The sequence below is a fragment of the Agrobacterium sp. ST15.13.015 genome, assembly GCF_027871645.1.
In the GTDB taxonomy this organism is placed as follows: domain Bacteria; phylum Pseudomonadota; class Alphaproteobacteria; order Rhizobiales; family Rhizobiaceae; genus Agrobacterium; species Agrobacterium leguminum.
On sequence record NZ_JAQAHF010000006.1, the window covers coordinates 67,125 to 88,872 of the forward strand.

A 21,748-nucleotide genomic window follows, 5' to 3' on the forward strand; every position below is an offset into this window, starting at 1 on the left:
GTCAGGACTCCATCTTTTTGCCGAGGCGCAGTTGCACGAGCGTCAGCGCGAGAAGCACAAGGCCCATCAGAACCGATGCGGCGGACGCAAGGCCGAACAGCCTCAGATCGCTGCCGAAGGCCATCTGGTAGATATATTGCACGACGAATGTATTGGCCGTGCCCGGCCCGCCGCCATTGGTCAGAACCCATGCCTCATCAAAGATTTGCACCGAGCGGATCATCAGGAGGATGAGCACGACGAGCAGGTTGGGGCCGAGAAGCGGCAGGGTGATGCGGAAAAGCGTGCGCCGGGGCGAGGCGGCGTCGATGGCGGCGGCTTCATAAAGGTCCTTCGGGATGGCCTGAAGGCCGGCCAGCAGGATCAGCGTATAAAAGCCCATGTGGAACCAGACCGAGACCACCACGACGAAGAAACGCGACCAGCCGACATCCAGCAGGAAGATTTCCGGCGGCACGCCGAGCATCTGGAAAAAGGCGTTGAGCAGGCCGTTGCGGTCGAGGAACCATTTCCAGATGAGGCCGATGACGACGGGCGACAGCAGGACCGGATAAAAGAACATGGCGCGGAAGAAACCGCGCGCGGCAATCGCCCGGTTGAGGATGAGGGCGGTGATGAGCGCGACCAGCAGCGTGGCGACGACGTTGAAGCCGACGAACCACAGCGTGTTCCAGATCGCGGTCCAGAACAGCGATTCCCGGCAGCTTCCGGGGTCCATGTAGCTCTGGCAATCCAGCAGCTTGCCGAAATTTTCCAGCCCGACGAAGGGGCGGTCGGTGATGAGAAGTTCGGTGCCGCCGGTGAAGGCGTAACCGACGGCAATGGCAATTGGCAGGAAGGTGAAGATGCCGAAGAGAACGAGGTTCGGCATCAGGAAAATATAGGGCATGCGCCTTTTGCCGATCAGCCGCTCGATGAAGTTGAGCGGCACTTCGGCAATCGCCATCACGGCATCGAGCGCACGGTCGGACAGTCTCGCAAGCGTCGGATTGGCCATGCTAACCTCTCCCTTCGCTGTTCAGGCGCGGCAACGCCAGTTCGGTGGCGGGATCGAAGACATGCACCTTTTCCCGTGCCGGCATGATCCTCAGCACCGAGCCGGAAGCGGGGGCGAAATGGCCCGCCTGATGCACGATGATCTGCTCTTTCTCGCCCTGGAGATTGCCGTAGAGATAGGTCTCGGTGCCGAGACTTTCGTGATACTGCACCTCGAGGGGCAGGCCGGCATTGTCGGAGATGGTGAAATGCGAGGGGCGGATGCCCGCGAGAACCGCCTGCCCGGAGCTGACGGCTGCCGGATCGACAAGGCAGGGCAGGGACACACCGTAGCCGGCGTCGATGGCGATGCTACCGTCGCTGCCCTTGGTGATCGTGCCCTTCAGCATGTTCATGCGCGGCGAGCCGAGGAAACCGGCGACGAAGAGATTGCGCGGATTGTCGAAAAGCTCAAGCGGGCTGCCCACCTGCTCGATGCGCCCGGCGCGCAGCACCACGATCTTGTCGGCCATGGTCATGGCTTCCACCTGATCGTGGGTGACATAGATCATCGTCGTCTTGATATCGCGGTGCAGGCGGGTAATTTCGGCGCGCGTCTGCACGCGCAGCGCCGCGTCGAGGTTCGATAGCGGCTCATCGAACAGGAAAATATCCGGCTCGCGCACGATGGCGCGACCGATGGCGACGCGCTGGCGCTGGCCGCCGGAAAGCTGTTTCGGCTTGCGGTCGAGATAGGGCTCGATGGCGAGCATACGCGCCGCCTCGTTGATGCGGCTTTCGATTTCCGCCCGCTTGAAACGCAGGTTTTCGAGACCGAAGGCAAGGTTCTTGCGCACGCTCATATGCGGATAAAGCGCATAGGACTGGAAGACCATGGCGATCTTGCGCTCGGCCGGCGACAGCGCGCTGACATCGCGCCCGCCAATGCCGATTGTGCCGGAGGTGACGTCCTCGAGACCGGCGATGATGCGCAGCAGCGTCGATTTTCCGCAGCCCGAAGGGCCAACGAAAACGACGAATTCGCCGTTCTCGATCTGAAGATCGATGTCATGCAGCACATGAACGGCGCCGAACGCTTTATTGAGGTTTTCGAGTTTCAGACTTCCCATCACCTGCTCCCTTCGGACAAGTTCGTCGTCGCGACGATCTCTTGGCTGTTCCAGCCCTCGGGCAAGGGCGTCGTTCTTTTGATGGCGACATCGCGGGCCGCAAATCCTTCCACGCCGACAAGATAGACCGCCGGCATTCCGCCGGGATAATCCTCCATTCCGACGATCCTGCCCTCAGCATCCTGCGTCCAGGCATTGGCGCGGCCGGCGGCATGGGGGCTTGGCGCAATATCCGCATGGGTTGGGCGCAGATCGTATTGCAGGCCGGTGCCGAGCTTGCCGGGTTGCTGCGACAGCGTGATGCGCTCCAACCGGACATTGTGAATGCCGGCCTTCGATGTGGCGACGAGGTTGATCGCGCCTTCCATGGAGCCGCTCAAGTCTTCCACGACCAGATTGTCGACGCTGCCGGCCTGACGCTCGGGGCGGCGGTCGACGACGGTCACGGTGACCGCTTCGCCCGAACCCCAGAAGCCGCCCGGCGTTTCGTGGCATTCGGTCTCGATACGTGAAAAGCGGATGTTGCGCATCGCGCCGCCATCGCGGGAAAACAGGCCGACGCCGCGATTGGACTGGACGATTTTGCAATCCTCGAACACGACATCGGTGAAATCGCCGAAGGATTCCGTGCCGAGCTTCAGCGCGCAGCTCATGCTGGAAACGGTGCAGCGGCGAACGGTGATATCGGCGCAGGCTCCGACGGCCTTGCCGTCCGGCCCGGCGCTGGTCTTCAGGCAGATGCCGTCATCGGCGGTCGAGATGAAGCAATCCTCGATCAGGGCGCGCCGGCAGGCATCGAGCACAACGCCATCGGTATTGGGCAGGCGGCGGTCGTTTTCGATGCGCAGATTGCGGAAATGAAGGTTTTCGCAATCGACCATATGCAGCGTCCACATCGGCGAACCACTGACGGAGAGGTTTTCGAGGCGCACGTTGTGGCAGCTTTCCAGCACCATCACGCGTGGGCGCTTTTTCGCCGGGACATAGGTGCCCATGGCCTTGTCGTCGCCGACGATGAAGTTTTCACCGCCAGCCTCGATACGGCCGGGGCCGGTGACGGCGATGTCATGCGCCCCCCTGGCGATGATCATGCCGCGATCGGAGTCTTCGGCAATCACCGAAACCCGGGTGAGGGCATAGGCGTCGTAATCGGAAACGGGGGCAAGCACCGCATCTTCGGCAAGGTGCAGTTCCACGCCGCTTTTGAGATGGAGGCCGGCGCTGACATGACGCCCGGCCGAGAGAGACACGCGCCCGCCGCCTGCGGCTGAAACGCTGTCGATAGCCTGCTGGATGGCCGCCGTGGCATCGAGGCCACCCGCCGCGACTGTGATGTCCTGACTGATGTTCATGATGCTCACGATGCCTTTGGCCTTTTCAGAAAAACGTCGATCAGGAGCAGCATGGTCAGCGCCTGCCCGTAGGGTGTGGGCAGATTGGGAATGCGGCGGTAGAAGTCGAGATCGTGGCCCATCGGCGTGCCGTCGGAGACACCGTGGACGACGCCTTCATCGTCGATATTGCCAAGCACCGCCTTCAGCGCGCGCTCCGCATGCGGGCGGTTTTCTTCGCCGAGAATGCCGGCCTCTATGCCGCGCAGAATGCCATAGGCGATGCCGGCCGTCGCCGATGTTTCCACCGGCGAGGTCGGGTCATCGAGCAGCGTGTGGAACATGCCGTCCTCGCGCTGATACTGCCTGAGCGACCGCACCTGGCTTGCCAGCACATTGGCGAGGAAACGCCTGTCCTTTTCGCCAAGCGTCGGCACCAGTTCGAAAAGCTCGGGAATGGCGACGGTGATCCAGGAATTGCCGCGCGCCCAGAAGGCGTCAGCGAAATTATGACGTCCGTTGAAGGTCCAGCCGTGATACCAGAGCCCGGTGACGGGGTCCGACAGATAACGCGTATGGATCATGAACTGGTAGACCGCCTCGTCGATCCAGTCCTGGCGTTTGCAGACGACGCCGGCGCGGGCGAGGAACAGACATGCCATGAACAGCGTGTCGTCCCAGAGTTCGCCCTCATTCAGCCGCTCCTTGACGACATGCTGGAAGCCGCCATCTTCGGTTTTCGGCAATTGATGCACCAGCCAGTCGGCCCAGTCTTCCACCAGCGCGCGGAAATCCGGCCGGTCGACATGTTCGGTGAGGATGACAAGCGGCAGCATCGGCGCGGAACTGTTGATCTGGCGCGGCGGCAGGCCACGGTCGATCTGCCAGCCGTACCATGTCACGAGGTCATCCAATGCCTTCTGGTCGTTGGCGGCGAGCGCCCGGCGCAGGAAACCGTAAAGGCCGACACCCACTTCCCAGTCCCATTCATCGAACTGGATCTTGCCATCGGAACTGCCGCTGACCAGACCTTCCTGAATGCCCTTAAGGCGGCTGAAGGCGGCGGCGACATTGTCGATTGTCGTCCTGAGAGTGTCTTTTTCCATGCTTGGCTGGTTCATCTGTCAATTCCGCTTAGGAGTAGAATGGTTGTGCCGCGCCGCCCGATGCGGGGTCGGCACTGTCGAAGGTGATTTCCGGCTGGGGCTGGCCGTGGTCGAAGGCCATGGCCTGCCCGCCAATGGTGAATGCGCCGTCCCAGGTCAGGGTAAGCTCAGCTCCGCCCGGCGGCGTGACCGAGAGCAGCCGGCTTTCGGCATCGAAGGTGATCTGCGTGGCGAGGATTTTTTCCCGAAAACGGGAGAAGGCTTCCATATCCCCGCAGCCGATGATGCCGACCCAGCCGGCGCGGCGGCCGGGCGATCTGATCTCGCGATTGGCGGTGGCGCCGGTGGTGATGGGCTGAAGCCCGTTCGTCGCATAAAGCGCGGCAAAGCCTCGGCCCGAGCGGGTGATGAGCCAGTTGCCCTCCACCAGCACCTCCTCCAGCCCGTCGCGGCCGAGATAGGCATGGGTCCAGTCGTTGCGGTGATCCTGCGTATCGAAGATCAACATCGCCAGATCGCGATGTTGCGCCACGCGCGGCAGGATGCCGCTTCCCGCCCAATAGGAGGGGCGCTGGGTGCCCCACGGATCGTCTTCGCCCGGATGATTGACCCAGAGCCGCGCCATCGGGTGGCCGGCAAGCTTGATGTCCATGACGTGCTGCTGATGGCCCTTGCGGCCGGTCTTGTGATCGACAACGGTGGAAAGCTGGGCGGCCTCGTTCTTGAAGAGCACGAGCTTGCCGGGCTCCAGACCCTGCGCATAACGCGCCTCGACCATGCGGCCGCCTGTCAGTTGGGAAAGGGAGGCGAGATGCGCCGGTGGCAGGTAATCGCCGCAGCAGAACATCGGCAGCGAGGCAACGCCATTGTTCAGCCAGCCCTGACCGAAGGCGACCTGCGCAAAGGGCGCCAGTTCCGTCAGCGGCCCGGCGCGCAGCTCCTTGTCATAAGCCCGCCCTTGCGAACCGGAGGGAACGCCGCCGAGCGTGTGCAACGCGATCATTTCGAAGATGAGATCGATCTGGTGGCGCGCGCGGGCGGCGAGCTCCGGTCCCGCCCAATGTTCGATGGCGAGAAGGCCGATGAAATCCACCGGATAATAGGCGGCCGAATTCCATTCGGCGAGGCCATGCGCCTCGACGCTGTCGAACCAGCGCTCCAGCCGCTCAGTGGCCAGCGCCGCCTGTTCTCTGCCGGTGCGGCCGGAGGCGGTGAATACGGCATCCGGCAGATATTCGCCAGCCAATAACTGGCTGGTGTGGAAGCAGAGAACATGGTTCTCGCTCCAGAACCACATGACGTCATTGCCCGGTTCGTCCACCCAGTAACGATAGCCGAGAATCGAGGCGTCGATCCGCGCCCGCATCTCGGCCGGCAGGCGGTCCCCATAGGCGCGCACCAGCCACAGAAGCGGGATCATGACGAAATCGGAGCAGTCTTCCCGCCGATCAATGGAATGCAGCGTCGCATCGACGATACCGCCGATCGTCTCGATGTCATCGCTGCCGGTGGCGACCATCGCCAGCGCCCGGCCGATGCGCCAGGCGCCGAAACGGGCGCTGAAGGAGAGAGCGGCTTTTTTTCGCTCGTTGATACCGGCATCGGATGCTTCCGGCGCGATATCATGCATGAACGCCGCGTCGATGACGCGGGTTACCGTTCCCGCTCCCGAACCCATGGTGATTTTGACACCGTGATATCCGTCCGAAATCCCTGTCGTTTCAGGGATCGTCAGCGAGGATTGCCCGGCCTTCAGCACGGTGTCGACTTCCGCAAGCGAAGCGCGCTCATGCCCATGGCTTTTGACGGCAATGTGCACCGGCAGGTCGTTTGCGGGTGCCGCCCCGAAGACCAGTTCGAGGGCTGTGCCGGAAAACACGTCCCGCGCCGGGCGAACATCGCGCACCAGCGCGGCGAGACGCTTCGTCTCTTCTCGGACGAGCGGCACGGGCAGCACGACGGTCAGCGGCACGGCGTCGACGACCTCAAGTTCGAAGAACCAGATGATGTCGCGTTCCGCCAGATCCTCGCAGAGCAGCAGCACCTCGTTATCGCCGGCTGCGAGATCGAGCGTGACGTCGCGGCTGCTTTCGACATTGCGGATGAAAGGTTCGAAACGGACCTGTTCGACGCCGCCTACCCAGATGCGGACGCCGCCGCAGGTGCGCAGCCGAAAATGCGCCTGTCTTGCCGCATCGCTGCGGAAGGTGCCCTTCAGCCAGCGCTGTACATGGGTGGGAACGTGCCAGAAACCGGTGAATTCGACGCGGCGATTGGAGCCCGGCAGGTTGAGGTGCGATACCGGCCAGCTGGTATCGGGTGCGATATCGCGGCCGATCATGGTCTGCTGGAAGGCCTTGCGGCAGGGCAGGTCGCCCACATCCACGAAACCGTTGATGAAGCGATAGTTCACACGGTCTTCGGCGGGGGCTGCGGTGCCGGGAAACGACGTCTCCACCAGATCGGAGACGATCCAGGCGGTCACCGTTTCGCCGTTTGCGACGGTATATGTCGGCTGCGACGCGTTGGCCGCAAATGGTCCATCCGTCATAATGGATCGCCTCCCGTCGATCTTTATGAAATTATTTTCACAAACCGGTTTTCGCTTTTCTGCGTCAATTTGTGCGATTTCTATAAAACAAACAGCTTGACGTTTATTCTGTCAAGCCGCAAAACATTATAAATCGAATTAAGCAGAGGAGCTTCCGTTCGATTTATGAAAATATTTTCATTGGGAGGATGAGCATGATGAAATTGTTTTCGGGCGTCAGCGCCCTTGTGGTAGCCTCTGTCGCCGGTCTTGCGACGGCCCAGGCCGAGACCCGCACGATTACTTTCCTTTTTACGGATGACGACCAGGGTTATGTGCAGCGCATGTCGGAACTCAGCAAGGAGTTCGAGACGGCCAATCCGGGTGTGAAGATCAATTTTGTGTCTTCGGGTTATGACGCGGTTTCCAAACAGCTGCCGGTGCAGCTGGCGGTGGGCGAAGGTCCTGATATCGCCAAGATCACCGACTGGCAGCTTGCGCCCTATTATCTCGACATGCGCCCCTATATGAAGGATGCGGAAGCCTTCGCGAAGCTGCACGGTTCCAGCCTCAACCAGCTTCGCCTGCCGAATGTCAACGATCCGCAGTCGATCAACGGTTACATGGCGTCGCAGACGCTGAACCTGCCCTTCGTCAACAAGACGCTGTTCGAGCAGGCGGGGGAACCCTTGCCCGGCCCGACCGCGAAATTCAACGAGATCGTCGAGGCTTCCGCCCGTGTCGCCAAGGCGACCGGCGTGCAGATTCCCTTCACCATGGACCGTTCCGGTCACCGCTTCTCCGGCGGCGCCTTTGCTTATGGCGCGACCTATGTGAAGGACGGCAAGTTCAGCTTCCCGGACGACGCGGCGAAAAAATACATCGCCGATATCTATTCATGGACGCAGAATGGCAGCTTCCCCAAAGAGATGTGGGGTGCGGCCGGCGGTTCGCAGTACAAGAACATGGGTGACGAATTCGTCAACGGCAATGTCGTGACCTATCTGGCCGGCAACTGGATGGTCAATCCGTTCCAGAACAAGATCGGCGACAGTTTCGAATGGACGGCGATCAATGCGCCCTGCGGTGAGGCCGGATGCTACGCCATGCCCGGCGGCACCGCCATTGTCGGCTTCAAGCGCACCAAATATCCGGAAGATGTGGCGCACTTCATCGAATTCCTCGGCTCCGAAAAGGTGCAGCGGGAAATCGCCGAGAACTACGTCATCCTGACCGGCGCGGAGATCGTCGATCCGCAATACAAGCTGAAGAGCGAAGACGCCAAGGCGGCGATGAAGGTCTTCCTCGACAACAAGAAGAACGTGCCGCAGGCCGCCCGAGAGTTCGAGCGCGCCAAGGGTGGCAGCGCCATGTATCAGCAGATCGTGCAGCGCATGAGCCAGCTCATCGTCGGTGAGTTGACGCTCGACCAGACCTACAAGGTTCTGGAAGATGACGTCGCCAAGATCAACGAGGCTGTCGCGGTCAAGAAATAACGGCCCGACCGTCCGCCTCCGGCGGAACGATGAAGTTCTCGAAGGATATGCCCGGAGTGGCGCTCCGGGCATATCGCGCCGTTTCTTTCCGAAGACGGCGCATTTTCGCTGAAGGAATTGCCGCAGGGAGCCGTTCCCGGCAACCCATCGAAAAACTGAAATACGCTCCGTTTAAACCTGACGATGAGGCGCGCGGAACGCTGCGCCGCCTGTTTTCGTCACGCGTCACTCGCTGAAAATCATAGGATTCGTCATGGCCAGACTGAAGATGTCGTCTTTCTTTTCCGCACGCTCGAGCCTGCTCGCCTCCGTCGCATTGCTGGTTCTGGTTCCGGGCGCGCAGGCGTTCGGCACCGGCCCGGCAGGTGAGGGTTATGCCATAACGGTGCCGGAACCGGCGGCAACATATCCGCTGCCGCTTGCCGACAATTATCGCAACCAGACCGGCAAGAATGAGAAGGGCGAGGCGGTTCGCGCCTATGATGACCGGGACAACCCGATCATTGAAATCCTCACCGGTTTCAATCGCATCTGGACGCTTGGCGATGAAAAATGGGCGGATGGCGGCGCCAATGGCGATGGTCCGGCGGATTTCAGCCATGTGAAGATAGTCGATCCCACCGTCTGGCAGGAAAACATGCGTTACGTGCTGTCCGTGACGGGTGAAAACCGCACGCGCGCTGCCGCTTTCGAAGCCTATATGAATGATCGCCGTTCGCAGGGTTACAGCGTCATCGACGGCATGGGGCCGCTTGCCGCCTGGTATCGCGAAGGGGCGGGCGCGACGACGACGATCAATCATACGCTTACGGATTTCGACCCGAACGAGGTTATCACCCGCAAGGAAGACGACAAGGGCACCGAGGCAGGTGCAGCCGATAGCGAACTGAAGGATTTCGTCGCCTTCATGAAGGTGATCCGCGGCCCGGAGGGCACGACGTCGCCGGCGAAATATTTCTATTCCTCACCTCGGCCCTGGCGCATGAACGACAAAGGCGAAGTGATCGAGACCGGCAAGGAGACGATTGGCGACCGCAGCTTCGAAAGCCATGACAGCGATCCGGGCGTTATCGTGCCGGCGCTGAAATATGCGCGGGAAAATCGCGGGCGCGGCAAGGATGGCGGTTTCCCGAGCGGGCACACCAATGCCGCCTATCTTGCCGCCATCGCCTATGCCTATGCGGTGCCGGAGCGCTTTTCCGAATTACTGACGGCTGCCTCCGAACTCGGCGAGAGCCGCATCGTCGCCGGCATGCATTCGCCGCTCGACGTGATCGGCGGCCGCATCACCGCAACCGCCATGGCCGCGGCCATGTTGCAGGACCCGAAAAATGCCGAGGTGAAGAAGGCCGCGCGTGCGGCCTTGCAGGCCTATTTCACTAAGCGCCTGCCGCAGGGCCAGTCGCTCATCGATTTCGCCCATGGCGCAAAGCCGGATGTCGACCAATTTGCCGATGCGACGAAGAACGGGGCGGATTATCGTAGGCGCATGACCTATTCCTTCAGCCGCGACAGGGCCGCAGGCGATGCGCCGATGGTGGTGCCGAAGGGGGCGGAGGTCCTGCTGGAGACACGTTTGCCCTATCTCGATGCCGCCCAGCGCCGCGCCGTGCTGTTTTCCACCGGCATCGAGGCCGGTTATCCGCTGCTGGATGACAGCAATGGCTGGGGCCGCATCAATCTGGTCGCTGCCGCCAGCGGTTACGGCGCGTTTGACGGCGATGTCGAGGTGACGATGGACGCTGCCGCCGGCGGGTTCAATGCGGCGGACAGATGGACGAACGATATTGCCGGGGCAGGGCGTCTCGTCAAATCCGGCAGCGGAGCGCTGACGCTTGGCGGCCATAACAGTTATGGCGGCGGCACCATTCTCAGGGAGGGAACGCTGGTGGCATCGTCCGCCGATGCGCTTGGAACCGGCGGCGTGCTGGTCAGCGGCGGCACGCTTTCGCTTGGCGGAGAGACGGATCTTGTCATCGGCGGCGATTATACGCAGTCAGGCGGGACGCTGGCGGTCGACCCGCAGAAGGCTGCGCTTCGGATCAAGGGCAATGCGGTGCTGGACGGCGCGACGCTGAAGCTCGCTTTCGATGGCGACGCGCCAGCCACCGGCACGCGGTTCGACGTGATTTCCGCCAACGGTCTGACCGGGACATTCGCCACGATAGATGCGGGCAATGTGAAGCTGCGGCCGGTCTATACCGGTTCGGCACTGTCGGTGGTGGTCGAATAGGCCGATGCAAGAGGCCTGCCGGGCGCGGTTGAAGCCGCCGCGCCCGGGGCTTCGGTTCATGAATTCTGCCGTCGCATCAGTAGGAAGATGACCGGTGCGGCGAGCACCGAAACGATGGCGGCAATGATGAAGGAGGCCTGATAGCCGAATTTTTCGGCGATCGCGCCTGCGCCCAGCCCGCCGATCATGCCGACAACGCCATCCATGCACTGGAACAGGGTGAAATCGACCCCGGCCTGCCGGGGGTCCGACCAGCCCATGAAGCAGGCGTAAAGCGCGACGAAGCCGATGGACATGATGCCCGACGAGCTAGCCACCGCAACCGCCATGACGACCCATTGCGAAATATCACGATGAACGCTGAAATAGGCGAAAAGGCACAACAGCGCCGTCTGCACGAAGATGGCGATGAGCAGGATTCGGGACGCCCCGTAGAGGCGCACCAGCGTGCCGCCGAGCAGCGCGCCGGCGAAACCGACGATCATGCTGCCCACGCCATTCAGCGCGCCGATGGTGGCGAGGTCGAAACCGTAATCGACCAGGAACGGGCCGAGCATTGCCAGACCCCATTTCTGCGCCGCGACATAAACCGCCGCGACCAGAAGGCCGGTGCGGACTTCCCGTCGCTTGAGCGCGTTTTTGATCGATGGCAGGTGGTCCCGTGTTTGCGTGACCGTTCTTGCCGCCGGGCCGAACAGGAAGGGGAGCGCGAGCAGGATGACGAGCCCGGCCATGACCAGCGTGGCGCTCGTCCAGCCGGCGCGCTCCACCAGCACCAGAAACAGGCCGGCGCCGATGGCGGAGCCGAGATAGGAGCCGCCGACCTGTGCGGCATTGCCCCAGCCATGATGCTCTTCCGCCAGCGTTTCGACCGCATAGCCGTCGCAGGCGATGTCGACGGTCGCCGTCACCAGCGCGATTACCGACAGGATGGCGATTGCGACGGAAACCGGCGACGGGCCGGTGAAGGCAAGAACAGCGAGGCCGCAGGCGCAGGCGGCGATGCCCGTGCCGACGATCACCCGCGACCGGTTCCTGCCGACGGGCGGCAGCCGGTAACGCTCCACATGCGGCGACCAGAGGAATTTCAGCGCCCAGGGCAGAACGACGAGATAAAGCAGGCCGATCTGGTCCAGCGGCAGTCCGGCGGTTCTGAGCACCGCCGGCAGGCCGAGAAAGGTCAGCCCGCCAATCACGCTCTGGCCGACATAAAGCCCCCCGACCGCCACGAAGACGGCGGCCGGCGAGGGCTTGGTTGTGGCAGGGTTCTGCTGCAGCATCAGAAGCGATACCGGATGCTGCCGACGACCTTGCGGCCTTCGTCATAATAGCAGAAGCCCGTGGTGCAGACCTGTTTCACCTCGTCGAGAAGGTTGGTGGCGTTGATCTGCAGTTTCACGCCTTCCAGCGAGGGCAGGGCCTTGCCGAGATCGTAGCGCAGCGAGGCATCGACGAAGGTGCGGGCCTCGTTGTCGAGAATGGGCGTGTGCTGGTTGTCGCCGAAGCTCGACCCGACATAACGCAGCCCCGCGCCGATGCCGAGGCCTTCGAGCGCGCCGCTCTGGAACTCGTAATCGGCCCACAGCGAGAAGGTGTGATAGGGCGATGAATTGAGCTGCTTGCCCACGGTTTCCGACGTCAGTTTGGTGATTTCAACGTCGTTATAGGAATAGGAGCCGATGAGGCTCCAGCCATTGTCGAGCGAGGCCGTGGCTTCGAGTTCCACGCCGCGCGAGCGCAGGTCGAGCTGGCGCAGCAGGTTGATGCCGGACGAGGTCTCATAGACCGTCGCATTGTCCTGATCGAGATTGAAGAAGGCGGCGCTCAGCAGGACGTTATATTGCGGCAGGGCATATTTCACGCCGAGTTCATATTGCTTGCCGACCGTCGGCTGCGCCTGGCCCGTTACCGTTCCCGTGGTGATGATGACGCCCGGATTGGCGACGAAGGAGGTGCCGTAGCTGACATAGGGCATCATGCCGCTGTCAAAGACATAACCGAGGCTGGCGCGGCCGGTCGTCTTGGTTTCATCGCCGTCATAGGTGGGAGCCGTTGCGTCTCCGACGGTCTGAGCCTGATATTCGGTGTCCAGCCAGTCGTGGCGGATGCCGGCCGTCAGGCGCCAGCGGTCGATTTCGACCTGATCCTGCGCATAGATGCCGAGCGTGTTCATCCGCTGCTTCAGTATCAGCGACACATCAGGCACATAGGTGAAGGTGTCGGAGAAGGGGCTGGCCCCGTTGCCCTGTTTCGAGGTGTAGGACATATGGCTGAAGTCGATACCCGTTAGCAGCGTATGTTTCGCTGGGCCGGTGTCGAATTCTGTCTTCAGGTAATTGTCGGCGGAGACGCCTTCATTGTCCTCGATGGTGATGCCGGGATAATTGGCGAAGACCCATTGCTGGTCGGCCGAAAGGGCCGAATAACGCGCCTTGCTGTAGAAGGTGACGTTGTCGTTGATTTCATGCTCGAACTCATAGCCGATACGCCATTGTTTCTGCTCGAAATCATTGAAACGGGAATCGCCGCCATAAACCGGCGTTGCGCCGATCGACTTGCCGTCGCTGCCGTAATTGTTGATGTATCCCCAGGTGCCGCCGGTGGTGCTGTCCATATATTCGCCGAGCAGCGTCAGCTTGGTGCCGGCATCCGGCTGGAAGGTGAAGGCCGGCGCGATGAACAGCCGGTCGTCCTTGATGGCGCTGATTTCGTTGCGGCCGTCGCGGGCCACCCCGGTCAGGCGGTAAAGCATGGTCTTCTCGTCATCGACGGCGCCGGAAAGATCGAAAGCGCCCTGAACGCGGCCGAAGGAGCCATATTGCAGCTCCACCTCGCGCAGCGTCTCTTCGGTCGGGCGTTTCGAAATGATATCGACAATGCCGCCGGAGCTGCTGGCGCCATAGATGGAGGCGGCGGGGCCGCGCAGGATGGAAACCGCTTCCACGCCATAGGGCTCAAGCCGGGCGCTGCCGTTCTGGCTGCTGACCTGCCGCAGGCCGTCGCGGAAGATGCCGGTGGTGCTGAGATCGGTGCCGCGCACCTTGAAGGCGTCGAAACGCGGCTCCGCGCCATATTGGCCGATGCGCGCGCCGGGCGTGTAGTTCAGCGCTTCCGAGAGGTTCTGCGGCTTCAGGTCATCGAGCTGCTTGCGGCTGACGGTGGTGATCGATTGGGCGGTTTCGGCAACCGGCGTATCGGTCTTGGTGGCGGTGCGGCCGGATTTGCCGACGTAGCCATTGCTCTCGATGATGCCCCTGGCGCCTTCAAGGCCGGTGCCCTGCACGGTGATCGGCGCAAGCAGGGTGCTGCCGGCGGCAGCCGAACCGCCGCTTTCGCCGGTCTGGCTGGCGGTATCGAAAATGCGGACGGTGTTGCCGCCGGCCAATGCGTAGTTCAGTCCCGATCCGGCCAGAAGCCCGCTGACGGCCGCCGATACGCTGAGCGTGCCCTTGACGCCGGCCGTGCTGCGGCCCCTGGTGATCGCGGAGGGGTAGACCATGCGCAGATTGGCCTGACGGCCGAAGCTGAGAATGGCGTTTTCCAGCGGCCCTGCGGGAATGGAGACGGTGACGGTGGCGGGTGCGCCGCTTGCGGCGGGCTGTGTCTGCGCGCTGGCGGCCGTGGCGCCCGGACCAGCGGCGACGATGCCCCCGATGATCGCCGTCGTCGTCAGCCAGAACCAGCCGCGTGCCTGCTTGCCCAAATTCATGTCATTCCCTCTCACTCGTGATCTCATGCCCCCCGCTTAAACGGGTCCTGATTGCCTAGAGTGAAAAGGCGGGCCGACTCCTGACGTCGGATCTGCGAAAAAAGTTATTTTATCGCGAGCGGACGAAAACCAGCATTCCGGAAAGTCGCGATACGGAAACGGGAAGGCTTTCTTCGAGAATGGTGAGCGCCTGATCCGTGTCCTTGAGGTCGAAGATGCCGGAGACGTGCTGCCTCGCCGCCGCCTCATCGAGGATGACGATGCGGCCCCGGCGATATTGCGAGAGAATATCGAGAACCTCGCGCAGCGGCTGGCCGGAAAAGACGAGCTTGCCTTCGCGCCAGGCCATGCTGTTGGCGACATCCTTGCGGGCGCGCACCAGCCTGCCGTCGCCACCAAGGGTCACGGCCTCTCCGGGTGTCAGCACGGCGATCTCGGCGCCTGTGGTCACCTCCACCCGGCCTTCCTCCACCTGCACCTCCTGCGGCAGCGCGCCATTGCCGGTGCGCACCGAATAATGGGTGCCGAGCGCCTTTGCCGTCAGCGCTCCATCCTCGACGATGAAGGGCCGCTCCGGGTTTTTGGCGACATCGAAATAAGCTTCGCCGCGAAGAAGGGTGATGCGCCGTTCCTTTTGCGAATAATGAACGGCAATCGCCGTGTCGGTGTTCAGGCTGATGCGGCTGCCGTCTTCCAGCGAAAGCATGCGTGTTTCGCCGATTTCGGTGTAATAATCCGCCTGCCAGCGGTCCTTCAATCCGCTTTTCTCCGCAAACAGCGCTGCAAGCCCGATGAGGCAGAGACCGGCAATACCCGCCAGCATTGCCCGTCGAGGTCCGCGCCGTTTTCGCTGCTCGACCGGCGCAAGCTCGATATCGCCAAGCTCACCCCAGAGGCTCTGCATGTCCTCATAGGCGCTGGCATGGGCGGCATCGGCCCGCAGCCAGACATGAAACACCTCGCGCTCCGCTTCCGTCGCGTCTGCCGATTGCATGCGCGCCACCCACAGCGCGGCCTCTTCGGCCAGACCGTCATCGGTCAAGCCGTTATCCTTCAGACCGTCCGGGCGCTTGTTCATGTCCTGATCTGCCGTTTGTTGCGTGCTGAGATGTGGTCCTTTTCCCTTATAGAGTGAAAAAGGATGCGAACACCTGATGCCGGTCTACATTTTTATGTGCGCGCGGACCTGACGGCAGTGCAGCAGCGCCTTGATGATGTGTTTTTCCACCATGTTGCGGGAAATGCCGAGACGGGCGGCGATTTCGCCATTGGAATGGCCATGCAGGCGGCTGAGCACGAAGACCTGCTGGCAACGCTTGGGCAGGGCCTCGATGGCCCGCGCCATTAAAATAAGGTGCTGGCGCCCGGCGACGATCCGTTCCTGCCCCGGCTCTTCGCAGGCAACGGCAAAACCCGCTTCGTAAGGTGCGAATAACGGCCGCTCGCGCGACTGGCGAATGGCGGTCAGGCGGGCGACGGACCGGGCGATCTGGAAGAGATAGGCCTGTGGATTGTCGATCAGCGTCGCATGAGAAACCTCCAGCGCCCGCAGCAGGGTTTCCTGCATGGCGTCGGCGGCGTCATCCCGGTTCTGCAAGCGCCGGCGGAAAAACCGCATCAGGCGGCTTTCCTCCTCGGCATCGAGAACCTGTAACAGGGCTTTGCTCATCAATCGACCCGGTGGCGTATTGGCTTGGCGCATGAAGCAGCCGGATATGCTGCGTCATGTCGCGATAAACATGATATTTCTAATCATATTTATCGCCTTCGGATGCAAGCTGCCAACCAGTAAAAAACCGGAGGCGAAATCAGGCTCACGTTTCCGTGATGATTGTTGCGGGATTACATCAGGCCGTTTGGGCTGAGTTACAGGAAATAACGCACCCTGAGCGGCAGCAGCGCCGCGCCGAGAGCCGAGGGATCGCCCTTAGCCTCGCCAAGAACCAGCTTCGCCTCCTTCGGGCCGACACCATAACGATGTTCGCGCCGGGAGGGCATGTGCGTGCGTTCGATCATCATCCGGCCCAGCGCACGCGGCAATTGCCCGCCAAAGACGATGGCCTGCGGATCGAGAACCGCGATCAGGCTCGCCACCAGCCTGTCCACCTGCGGCATCGTCTCGGCGAGCCACTCCTCGACGCCCGGCCATGCGGGGTCGAATTGCTGATAGAGCGCTTCGATGGAATGGATGTCGACGCCGTTTTTCTGGAGCGTGGCGATCAGATATTGCAGGGCCGGGCGTTTGGGCGATTCATCCGGGCTGTATATGCCGCTGAATTCGCCGGCATTGCCATGAAAGCCGTGAAACGGCTGGCCACTGAGGATCAACCCGCCGCCGAAACCGTAATTGAACGACAGATAGGCAAAGGTCTGGCACCAGGAGCCGACACCGCGAAGGCTTTCTCCGATCGCCCCGGTGGTGGCGTTGTTCTCCAGCCAGACCGGCAGCCGGAACCTCTCTTCGAGGATCGGCTTCAGGTCCATCAGCGACCAGTCGCGCAGGGGCTCCGGCGCATTGAAGGCGCGGTCTTCCGACACGAAGAAGCCGGACATTGAAAAGCCGAGGCCGAGCAGGCGCTCCCGCGGGATGCGATGTTTCGAGAGCAGCCTGTCGAGGGCCAGAGACAAAGCGACAAGCGTCTCCTCCCGGTCTTCCGGAAGCATCTTCAGTTTTTCCTCGACAATTACGTCGCAGCGAAGATCGGCGATACAGATCACCACGGAGTCGGTGTTGATGGAAATGCCAAGCGAATAGGCCGCTTCCGGCACCAGTTCGATGGTGGGGCTCGGCTGGCCGCGCGTGCCCTTGAGCGGCGCGCCGGTTCGCAGAAGCCCGCGCTCCAGCAGACCTTCGATCAGCCGATGCACGGATTGCTGCGTCAGGTTCGTGTGACCGGTGATCGATGCGCGGGCGATGGGCCCATGGCGGCGCACGATATCCAGAATGAGACGCTCATTCTCGCTGGCAAGCGGCTGGCGATCGAAGGTCTGGTGCGGCGTCTGATCTGTTGTCATGGCCTTGGATAACGGCTGTGCGGGGCAGCGGCAACACGGGGCATTGGTTTGCGACGGCATTTTTCACTGGACTGTCACAAATATTACACTTAGAGTGTATTAATAAGGGGCCGGTCTACAACGGGTCCCCAGGAGGAACCATTCAATGCGCATGAAATTTCTTGCGATCGCCACGCTTGCGCTGGCGACGACGGCAGCGCCGTGCCTTTCCGCTGACAGCAATATGAAAAACCTCGACTTCGATCTTTCGAAGGTCACGCGCGACAATTTCTACGACATCGTCGTTCCCGCCGCCAAAGCCGAGGGCTCGGTGACGATGTATAATTTCGCCGGCAGTTTTGCCGATACGTGGAAGGAACTGATCACCCGTTTCGAAGCCAAATACGGTATCAAGGTCGCCTATAGCGACGTGAAGGGCGATCAGGCGAACCAGCAGCTGATCGCGGTGCACGCGGCAGGGCAGGATTCGCCCGTCGACGCTTATTTCGCCGGTGGCGGCAGCTATCCGCTGCTCTCTGCCAAGGGTGTTGTCGGCAATATTGCGCTGACGAAAATCCTGCCGAACATGGCCAACTACAATCCGGAACTGGCCGAAACCGTCTTCGGCAAGACGCATGGCGGCAGCTTCCCGCTGGTGCATCTCAACCAGACCGCAATAGGTTACGATTCCGCCTTCGTGAAGGCCGAGGATGTGCCGAAAAGCTTCGAGGATCTTCTCATCTGGGCTGAAAAGAACCCCAAGCGGCTTGGCGTCACCCTGCCGGCCAAGGGCGGCTCGGGCGGCGGTTTTATCTATTCGGTGGCTCTCAATTATCTCACCGGCGACTGCCGCAAGCAGCTGACCGACTATAACCAGACGCTGCAGCAGGCCGAAGACTGGGCGATGGAGTCCGAGTGCCTTACGCCTGTCTGGGACTATTACCGCCGTCTTCTGGCCGTGGCTGAGCTGACCAATGGCAATGCCGATACGCTCAACCTCATCAACAATCAGCAGCTTTACATGGGCACCGTCTGGGAAGATCAGGTCATGAGCTTCCTCGGCACCAAGCAATTGCCCGACAGTTTCCGCGTCACGCTTCTGGAAAAGGGCCAGGTTGGCTCTGGGGACGCCATGTTCGTGCCGGCCAACGCCAACAATGTCGCTTCGGCGCTGCTGCTGATCGATATGGCCATGAGTAAGGAATTCCAGCTCTGGAAGCTGGAAAACAAGGCCTCCCGTTCTCCACGCGCCGATGTCACCAACGATTTGATGCCGAAGGCTGTGCAGGAGCATGTGCTGCCCCAGAGCGTCTATCCGCGCCTGTCGCTGCCGGCTTTCTGGGACATGTCGACAGCGCTTGCCGAAGCGCTCGATGAAAAAGTCCTCAACCAGTAACGCGACAAGGATTGCCGGATCGTGTGCCGCAAGTGGCTGCACGGTCCGGATAGCCTTGGTCAAAAATATGAGGGAGGCTCGCCATGAGCGAACTTGAGATCAGCAATATCTGCAAGGACTACGGGGCGAGCCGGGCGCTTCATCCCGTGTCGATCGCCGTCGAGCGGGGCGAATTCGTCACCATTCTTGGGCCCTCGGGTTGCGGCAAGTCCACGCTTTTGCGCATCCTCACCGGTATCAGTCAACCTTCGGGCGGTGAAATCCGGCTCGGCGGCAAGCGCATCGATCAGGCGCCGCCGGAAGCGCGCGATATCGCCATGGTGTTCCAGTCCTATGCGCTTTTCCCGCATATGTCGGTCGCCAAAAATCTCGGCTTCGGGCTGAAGATGAAGAAGGTCGCGAAGGATGAGCGGGTCCGCCGCATCGCCCATGCGCTTGATATCTGCAATCTCACCGGTCTGGTGGATCGCATGCCCCGGCAATTGTCCGGCGGCCAGCAGCAGCGGGTGGCGCTGGCGCGCGCCATTGTCATGCAGCCGAGCCTGCTTCTGTTCGACGAGCCGCTTTCCAATCTCGATGCCAAACTTCGCGATACGCTGCGCCATGAGCTGACCGAGCTTCACCGCCGCATCGGCGCCACCAGCCTTTATGTGACGCATGATCAGGCCGAAGCCATGGCGATGTCGGACCGGATCGTCGTCATGAATGCCGGTCGGGTGGTTGAGATCGGCACGCCGCTCGAGCTTTACCGCTCACCCAAACACGCCTTTACCGCCGGCTTCCTCGGCCAAACCAATCTTTTGCCGGTCTCCGCTGAGGGCCAGCAGGCGCAATTGCCCTGGGGCCAGTCCGTGACGCTTGATCGGGTTGCCGCCGGCAATGTCCAGATTTCCGTTCGTCCGGAAAACATCCAGATCCGTGCCGATCAGGCCGGTGAGGGCACGGTTTCCGCTGTTTCCTTCATGGGCGCCAATGCGCTCTATACGGTCGAGATCGGCGGCCGCCAGATAAGGGTCAGCCAGTCCGGCGCGGAAACCCTGATCGACGCCGGGCAAAGGGTGGCCCTGCAATTTCCCGGTTCGGTCCATCTTCTCGATGACAGGATGGCGGGGGAGGCGGCATGATGGCCGGGCTCCTTCGAAACAAGCGCGCCCAGCTTCTATTCCTGCTTTTGCCGGGCGTTGGGTATCTTCTGGTCTTCTTCGGCGGGCCGCTGCTGTCGGCGCTGATCGGCAGCTTCAGGCAGGAGGATGGCAGTTTCACGCTGATGTTCTATGAGCGGATTTTCACCCGCGCGTCGATGATCCGTGGTCTTACGACCTCCATCTATTACGGCGTCATGCCTGTCATCGTCTCGCTTGCGGCCTCGGTGCCGCTGGCGCTTCTGATACGCAAGAGCTTTCTCGGGCGAAAACTGTTCAGCGGCCTTTACAAGCTGCCGATGGCGGTGCCGGGCATCATCGTCGGCCTGATGGTGATCGTCGTTTTCGAAAGGGGCGGGTTCCTCGACCGGTTGGTCGCGCCGCTCGGGCTCGAACTGCCCAAGCTCGTACGCGACGACTGGGGCGTCGGCGTCATCCTCGCCAGCGTCTGGAAGCAGATACCCTTCATGACGCTGATCATCACCAGCGCCTTTGCCGCCATTCCCGAGGATATACGTTACGCCTCGCGCACGCTTGGCGCTTCGCGGTTGAAGACATTCTTCTTCGTGGAAGTGCCGCTCGCCATGCCGGGCATCACCGCCGCCGTTCTTCTGACCTTCATCGGTTCCATGGGCTCTTACGCCATCCCCGACATCGTCGGTCCGCCGACGGCTCGGCCGCTTTCGGTGCTGATGGTCAAGGAATTCAACCAGGGACGTTTCAACCAGGTCTATGCCATGGGCATGGTGCTGAGCCTCTTCGCGGTCTCTGTGCTTATTCTTTATTATTCCCTCACATCCCGCATCGGCCCCGGGCAAAACCGAGGAGACGCATGATGAGTGTTATCACCATCGACCCCGCCATCACTCCCCGCCGCCGCGCCTTCACGCCCGAGGACCGGATTTTTGTCTCGATCGGGCTGTATGGCGCGCTGACGCTCGCCATCGCCGTGCCGCTGGCGCTGATGTTTCTCTGGAGCATTGCCGACGGCTGGTCGCCACCGCTCATCGTGCCGAAGGATTACACCACGGCGCGCTGGGCGAGCATCCTGAGCGATGGCAGCCTCATCCGCGCTGCGGTCAACAGCATCCTCATCGCCATCGTCGTCACCTTCCTGACTGCGGCCATCGCCTTGCCCACCGCCTGGGCCATGGCGCGTTTTCCCTTCCGGCTGAAACGGCTGGTGGAAATCTTCATTCTGGCGCCGATCATCATTCCCGGGCTCGTCGTCGCCGTTGGCATCGGTCAGGTATTCCTGCTTTTCGGTCTCGCCTATTCGGTAACGGGGGTCATTCTCGTGCAGATCGTCGGCACCCTGCCGCTGATGATCCGGCTGATGACAGCGGCGCTGGAGACCATTCCCGACGATCTCATCCATGCCGCGCGCTCGCTCGGCGCGGGCACAGTCGGCATCGTCATTCACATCATATTGCCGCTTGCGGTGCCCGGGCTTTTGGCCGGCGGGCTAATGTCGTTCATCGGCAGCTTCGAGGAATTCGACAAGTCCTTCATCGTCGGCGCGCCTGTCGTCGAGACCCTGCCGATCAAGCTCTACATGTATCTCGATCCCTATTCGATGCAGCTGCCGCTCGCCGCCATCGTCTCTTTTATCCTGCTTCTTCCCGCACTCGTCGTTTTCATCATCGCCGGCCGCATCCTGCGCGACGATCTGATGGCGGCGGGCATGGGAAAAATCTGATCCGGGC

Annotated in this window: 16 protein-coding genes; 6 read left to right on the top strand and 10 right to left on the bottom strand. The window is 61.7% G+C overall.

Going from position 1 to position 21,748, the window contains the following annotated elements; translation table 11 throughout:
- Window position 1: 1 nt before the first annotated feature.
- From PIB16_RS11250 to PIB16_RS11270, 5 genes are read right to left on the bottom strand one after another with little or no spacing between them, the layout of a single operon-like run.
- Window positions 2–997 (bottom strand): carbohydrate ABC transporter permease, encoded by a 996-nt coding sequence (locus PIB16_RS11250; RefSeq protein ID WP_020808843.1) that lies wholly within the window; start codon window positions 995–997, stop codon window positions 2–4.
- A gap of 1 nt (window position 998) precedes the next feature.
- Window positions 999–2,105 carry an ABC transporter ATP-binding protein gene (locus PIB16_RS11255; RefSeq protein ID WP_065655325.1) on the bottom strand — a complete coding sequence of 369 codons (1,107 nt, stop codon included), beginning with the start codon at window positions 2,103–2,105 and terminating at the stop codon, window positions 999–1,001.
- Complete coding sequence (gene pglB / locus PIB16_RS11260) at window positions 2,105–3,457, bottom strand: polygalacturonase PglB (protein ID WP_065655378.1); 1,353 nt, start codon at window positions 3,455–3,457, stop codon at window positions 2,105–2,107. Before pglB ends, PIB16_RS11255 begins: the two co-directional genes overlap by 1 nt.
- A 5-nt stretch (window positions 3,458–3,462) precedes the next feature.
- The gene (gene bglB / locus PIB16_RS11265; RefSeq protein WP_065655324.1) at window positions 3,463–4,557 is read right to left on the bottom strand and encodes a beta-galactosidase BglB; all 1,095 of its coding nucleotides are present in this window, start codon (window positions 4,555–4,557) and stop codon (window positions 3,463–3,465) included.
- Between the two features lie 13 nt (window positions 4,558–4,570).
- Window positions 4,571–7,093 (bottom strand): hypothetical protein, encoded by a 2,523-nt coding sequence (locus PIB16_RS11270; protein WP_065655323.1) that lies wholly within the window; start codon window positions 7,091–7,093, stop codon window positions 4,571–4,573.
- Window positions 7,094–7,287: 194 nt separating this feature from the next.
- On the opposite strand from PIB16_RS11270, the gene PIB16_RS11275 reads away from it, so the two are divergent.
- Complete coding sequence (locus PIB16_RS11275) at window positions 7,288–8,568, top strand: ABC transporter substrate-binding protein (protein WP_065655377.1); 1,281 nt, start codon at window positions 7,288–7,290, stop codon at window positions 8,566–8,568.
- A 253-nt stretch (window positions 8,569–8,821) separates the two neighbouring features.
- Complete coding sequence (locus PIB16_RS11280) at window positions 8,822–10,801, top strand: phosphatase PAP2 family protein (protein ID WP_065655322.1); 1,980 nt, start codon at window positions 8,822–8,824, stop codon at window positions 10,799–10,801.
- A 56-nt stretch (window positions 10,802–10,857) separates the two neighbouring features.
- On the opposite strand, the gene PIB16_RS11285 is transcribed toward PIB16_RS11280, so the two are convergent.
- The 5 genes from PIB16_RS11285 to PIB16_RS11305 form a co-directional block, all read right to left on the bottom strand.
- Window positions 10,858–12,081 (bottom strand): MFS transporter, encoded by a 1,224-nt coding sequence (locus PIB16_RS11285; protein WP_174046411.1) that lies wholly within the window; start codon window positions 12,079–12,081, stop codon window positions 10,858–10,860.
- On the bottom strand, window positions 12,081–14,510 hold the full coding sequence (locus PIB16_RS11290) for a TonB-dependent siderophore receptor (protein WP_271045624.1): 2,430 nt from the start codon (window positions 14,508–14,510) through the stop codon (window positions 12,081–12,083). Before PIB16_RS11290 ends, PIB16_RS11285 begins: the two co-directional genes overlap by 1 nt.
- Window positions 14,511–14,619: 109 nt before the next feature.
- Window positions 14,620–15,588, bottom strand: a complete 969-nt coding sequence (locus PIB16_RS11295; RefSeq protein WP_271045625.1) for a FecR family protein — start codon at window positions 15,586–15,588, stop codon at window positions 14,620–14,622.
- 84 nt (window positions 15,589–15,672) lie between these two features.
- Window positions 15,673–16,179, bottom strand: coding sequence for an RNA polymerase sigma factor (locus PIB16_RS11300; protein ID WP_271045626.1), 507 nt, complete (start codon window positions 16,177–16,179; stop codon window positions 15,673–15,675).
- 197 nt (window positions 16,180–16,376) lie between these two features.
- Window positions 16,377–17,525 carry an ROK family transcriptional regulator gene (locus PIB16_RS11305; RefSeq protein ID WP_271045627.1) on the bottom strand — a complete coding sequence of 383 codons (1,149 nt, stop codon included), beginning with the start codon at window positions 17,523–17,525 and terminating at the stop codon, window positions 16,377–16,379.
- Between the two features lie 145 nt (window positions 17,526–17,670).
- Here PIB16_RS11305 and PIB16_RS11310 point away from each other — a divergent pair, with 145 nt between their 5' ends.
- The 4 genes from PIB16_RS11310 (at window position 17,671) to PIB16_RS11325 (ending at window position 21,741) form a co-directional block, all read left to right on the top strand.
- The gene (locus tag PIB16_RS11310; RefSeq protein WP_125146022.1) at window positions 17,671–18,900 is read left to right on the top strand and encodes an ABC transporter substrate-binding protein; all 1,230 of its coding nucleotides are present in this window, start codon (window positions 17,671–17,673) and stop codon (window positions 18,898–18,900) included.
- An 83-nt stretch (window positions 18,901–18,983) separates the two neighbouring features.
- On the top strand, window positions 18,984–20,024 hold the full coding sequence (locus tag PIB16_RS11315) for an ABC transporter ATP-binding protein (protein ID WP_080857954.1): 1,041 nt from the start codon (window positions 18,984–18,986) through the stop codon (window positions 20,022–20,024).
- Complete coding sequence (locus tag PIB16_RS11320; protein ID WP_174000603.1) at window positions 20,024–20,878, top strand: ABC transporter permease; 855 nt, start codon at window positions 20,024–20,026, stop codon at window positions 20,876–20,878. Before PIB16_RS11315 ends, PIB16_RS11320 begins: the two co-directional genes overlap by 1 nt.
- A complete protein-coding gene (locus PIB16_RS11325; protein WP_125146020.1) occupies window positions 20,878–21,741 on the top strand; it encodes an ABC transporter permease in 864 nt (287 codons plus the stop codon). The genes PIB16_RS11320 and PIB16_RS11325 overlap by 1 nt, the downstream gene beginning before the upstream one ends.
- Window positions 21,742–21,748 lie beyond the last annotated feature (7 nt).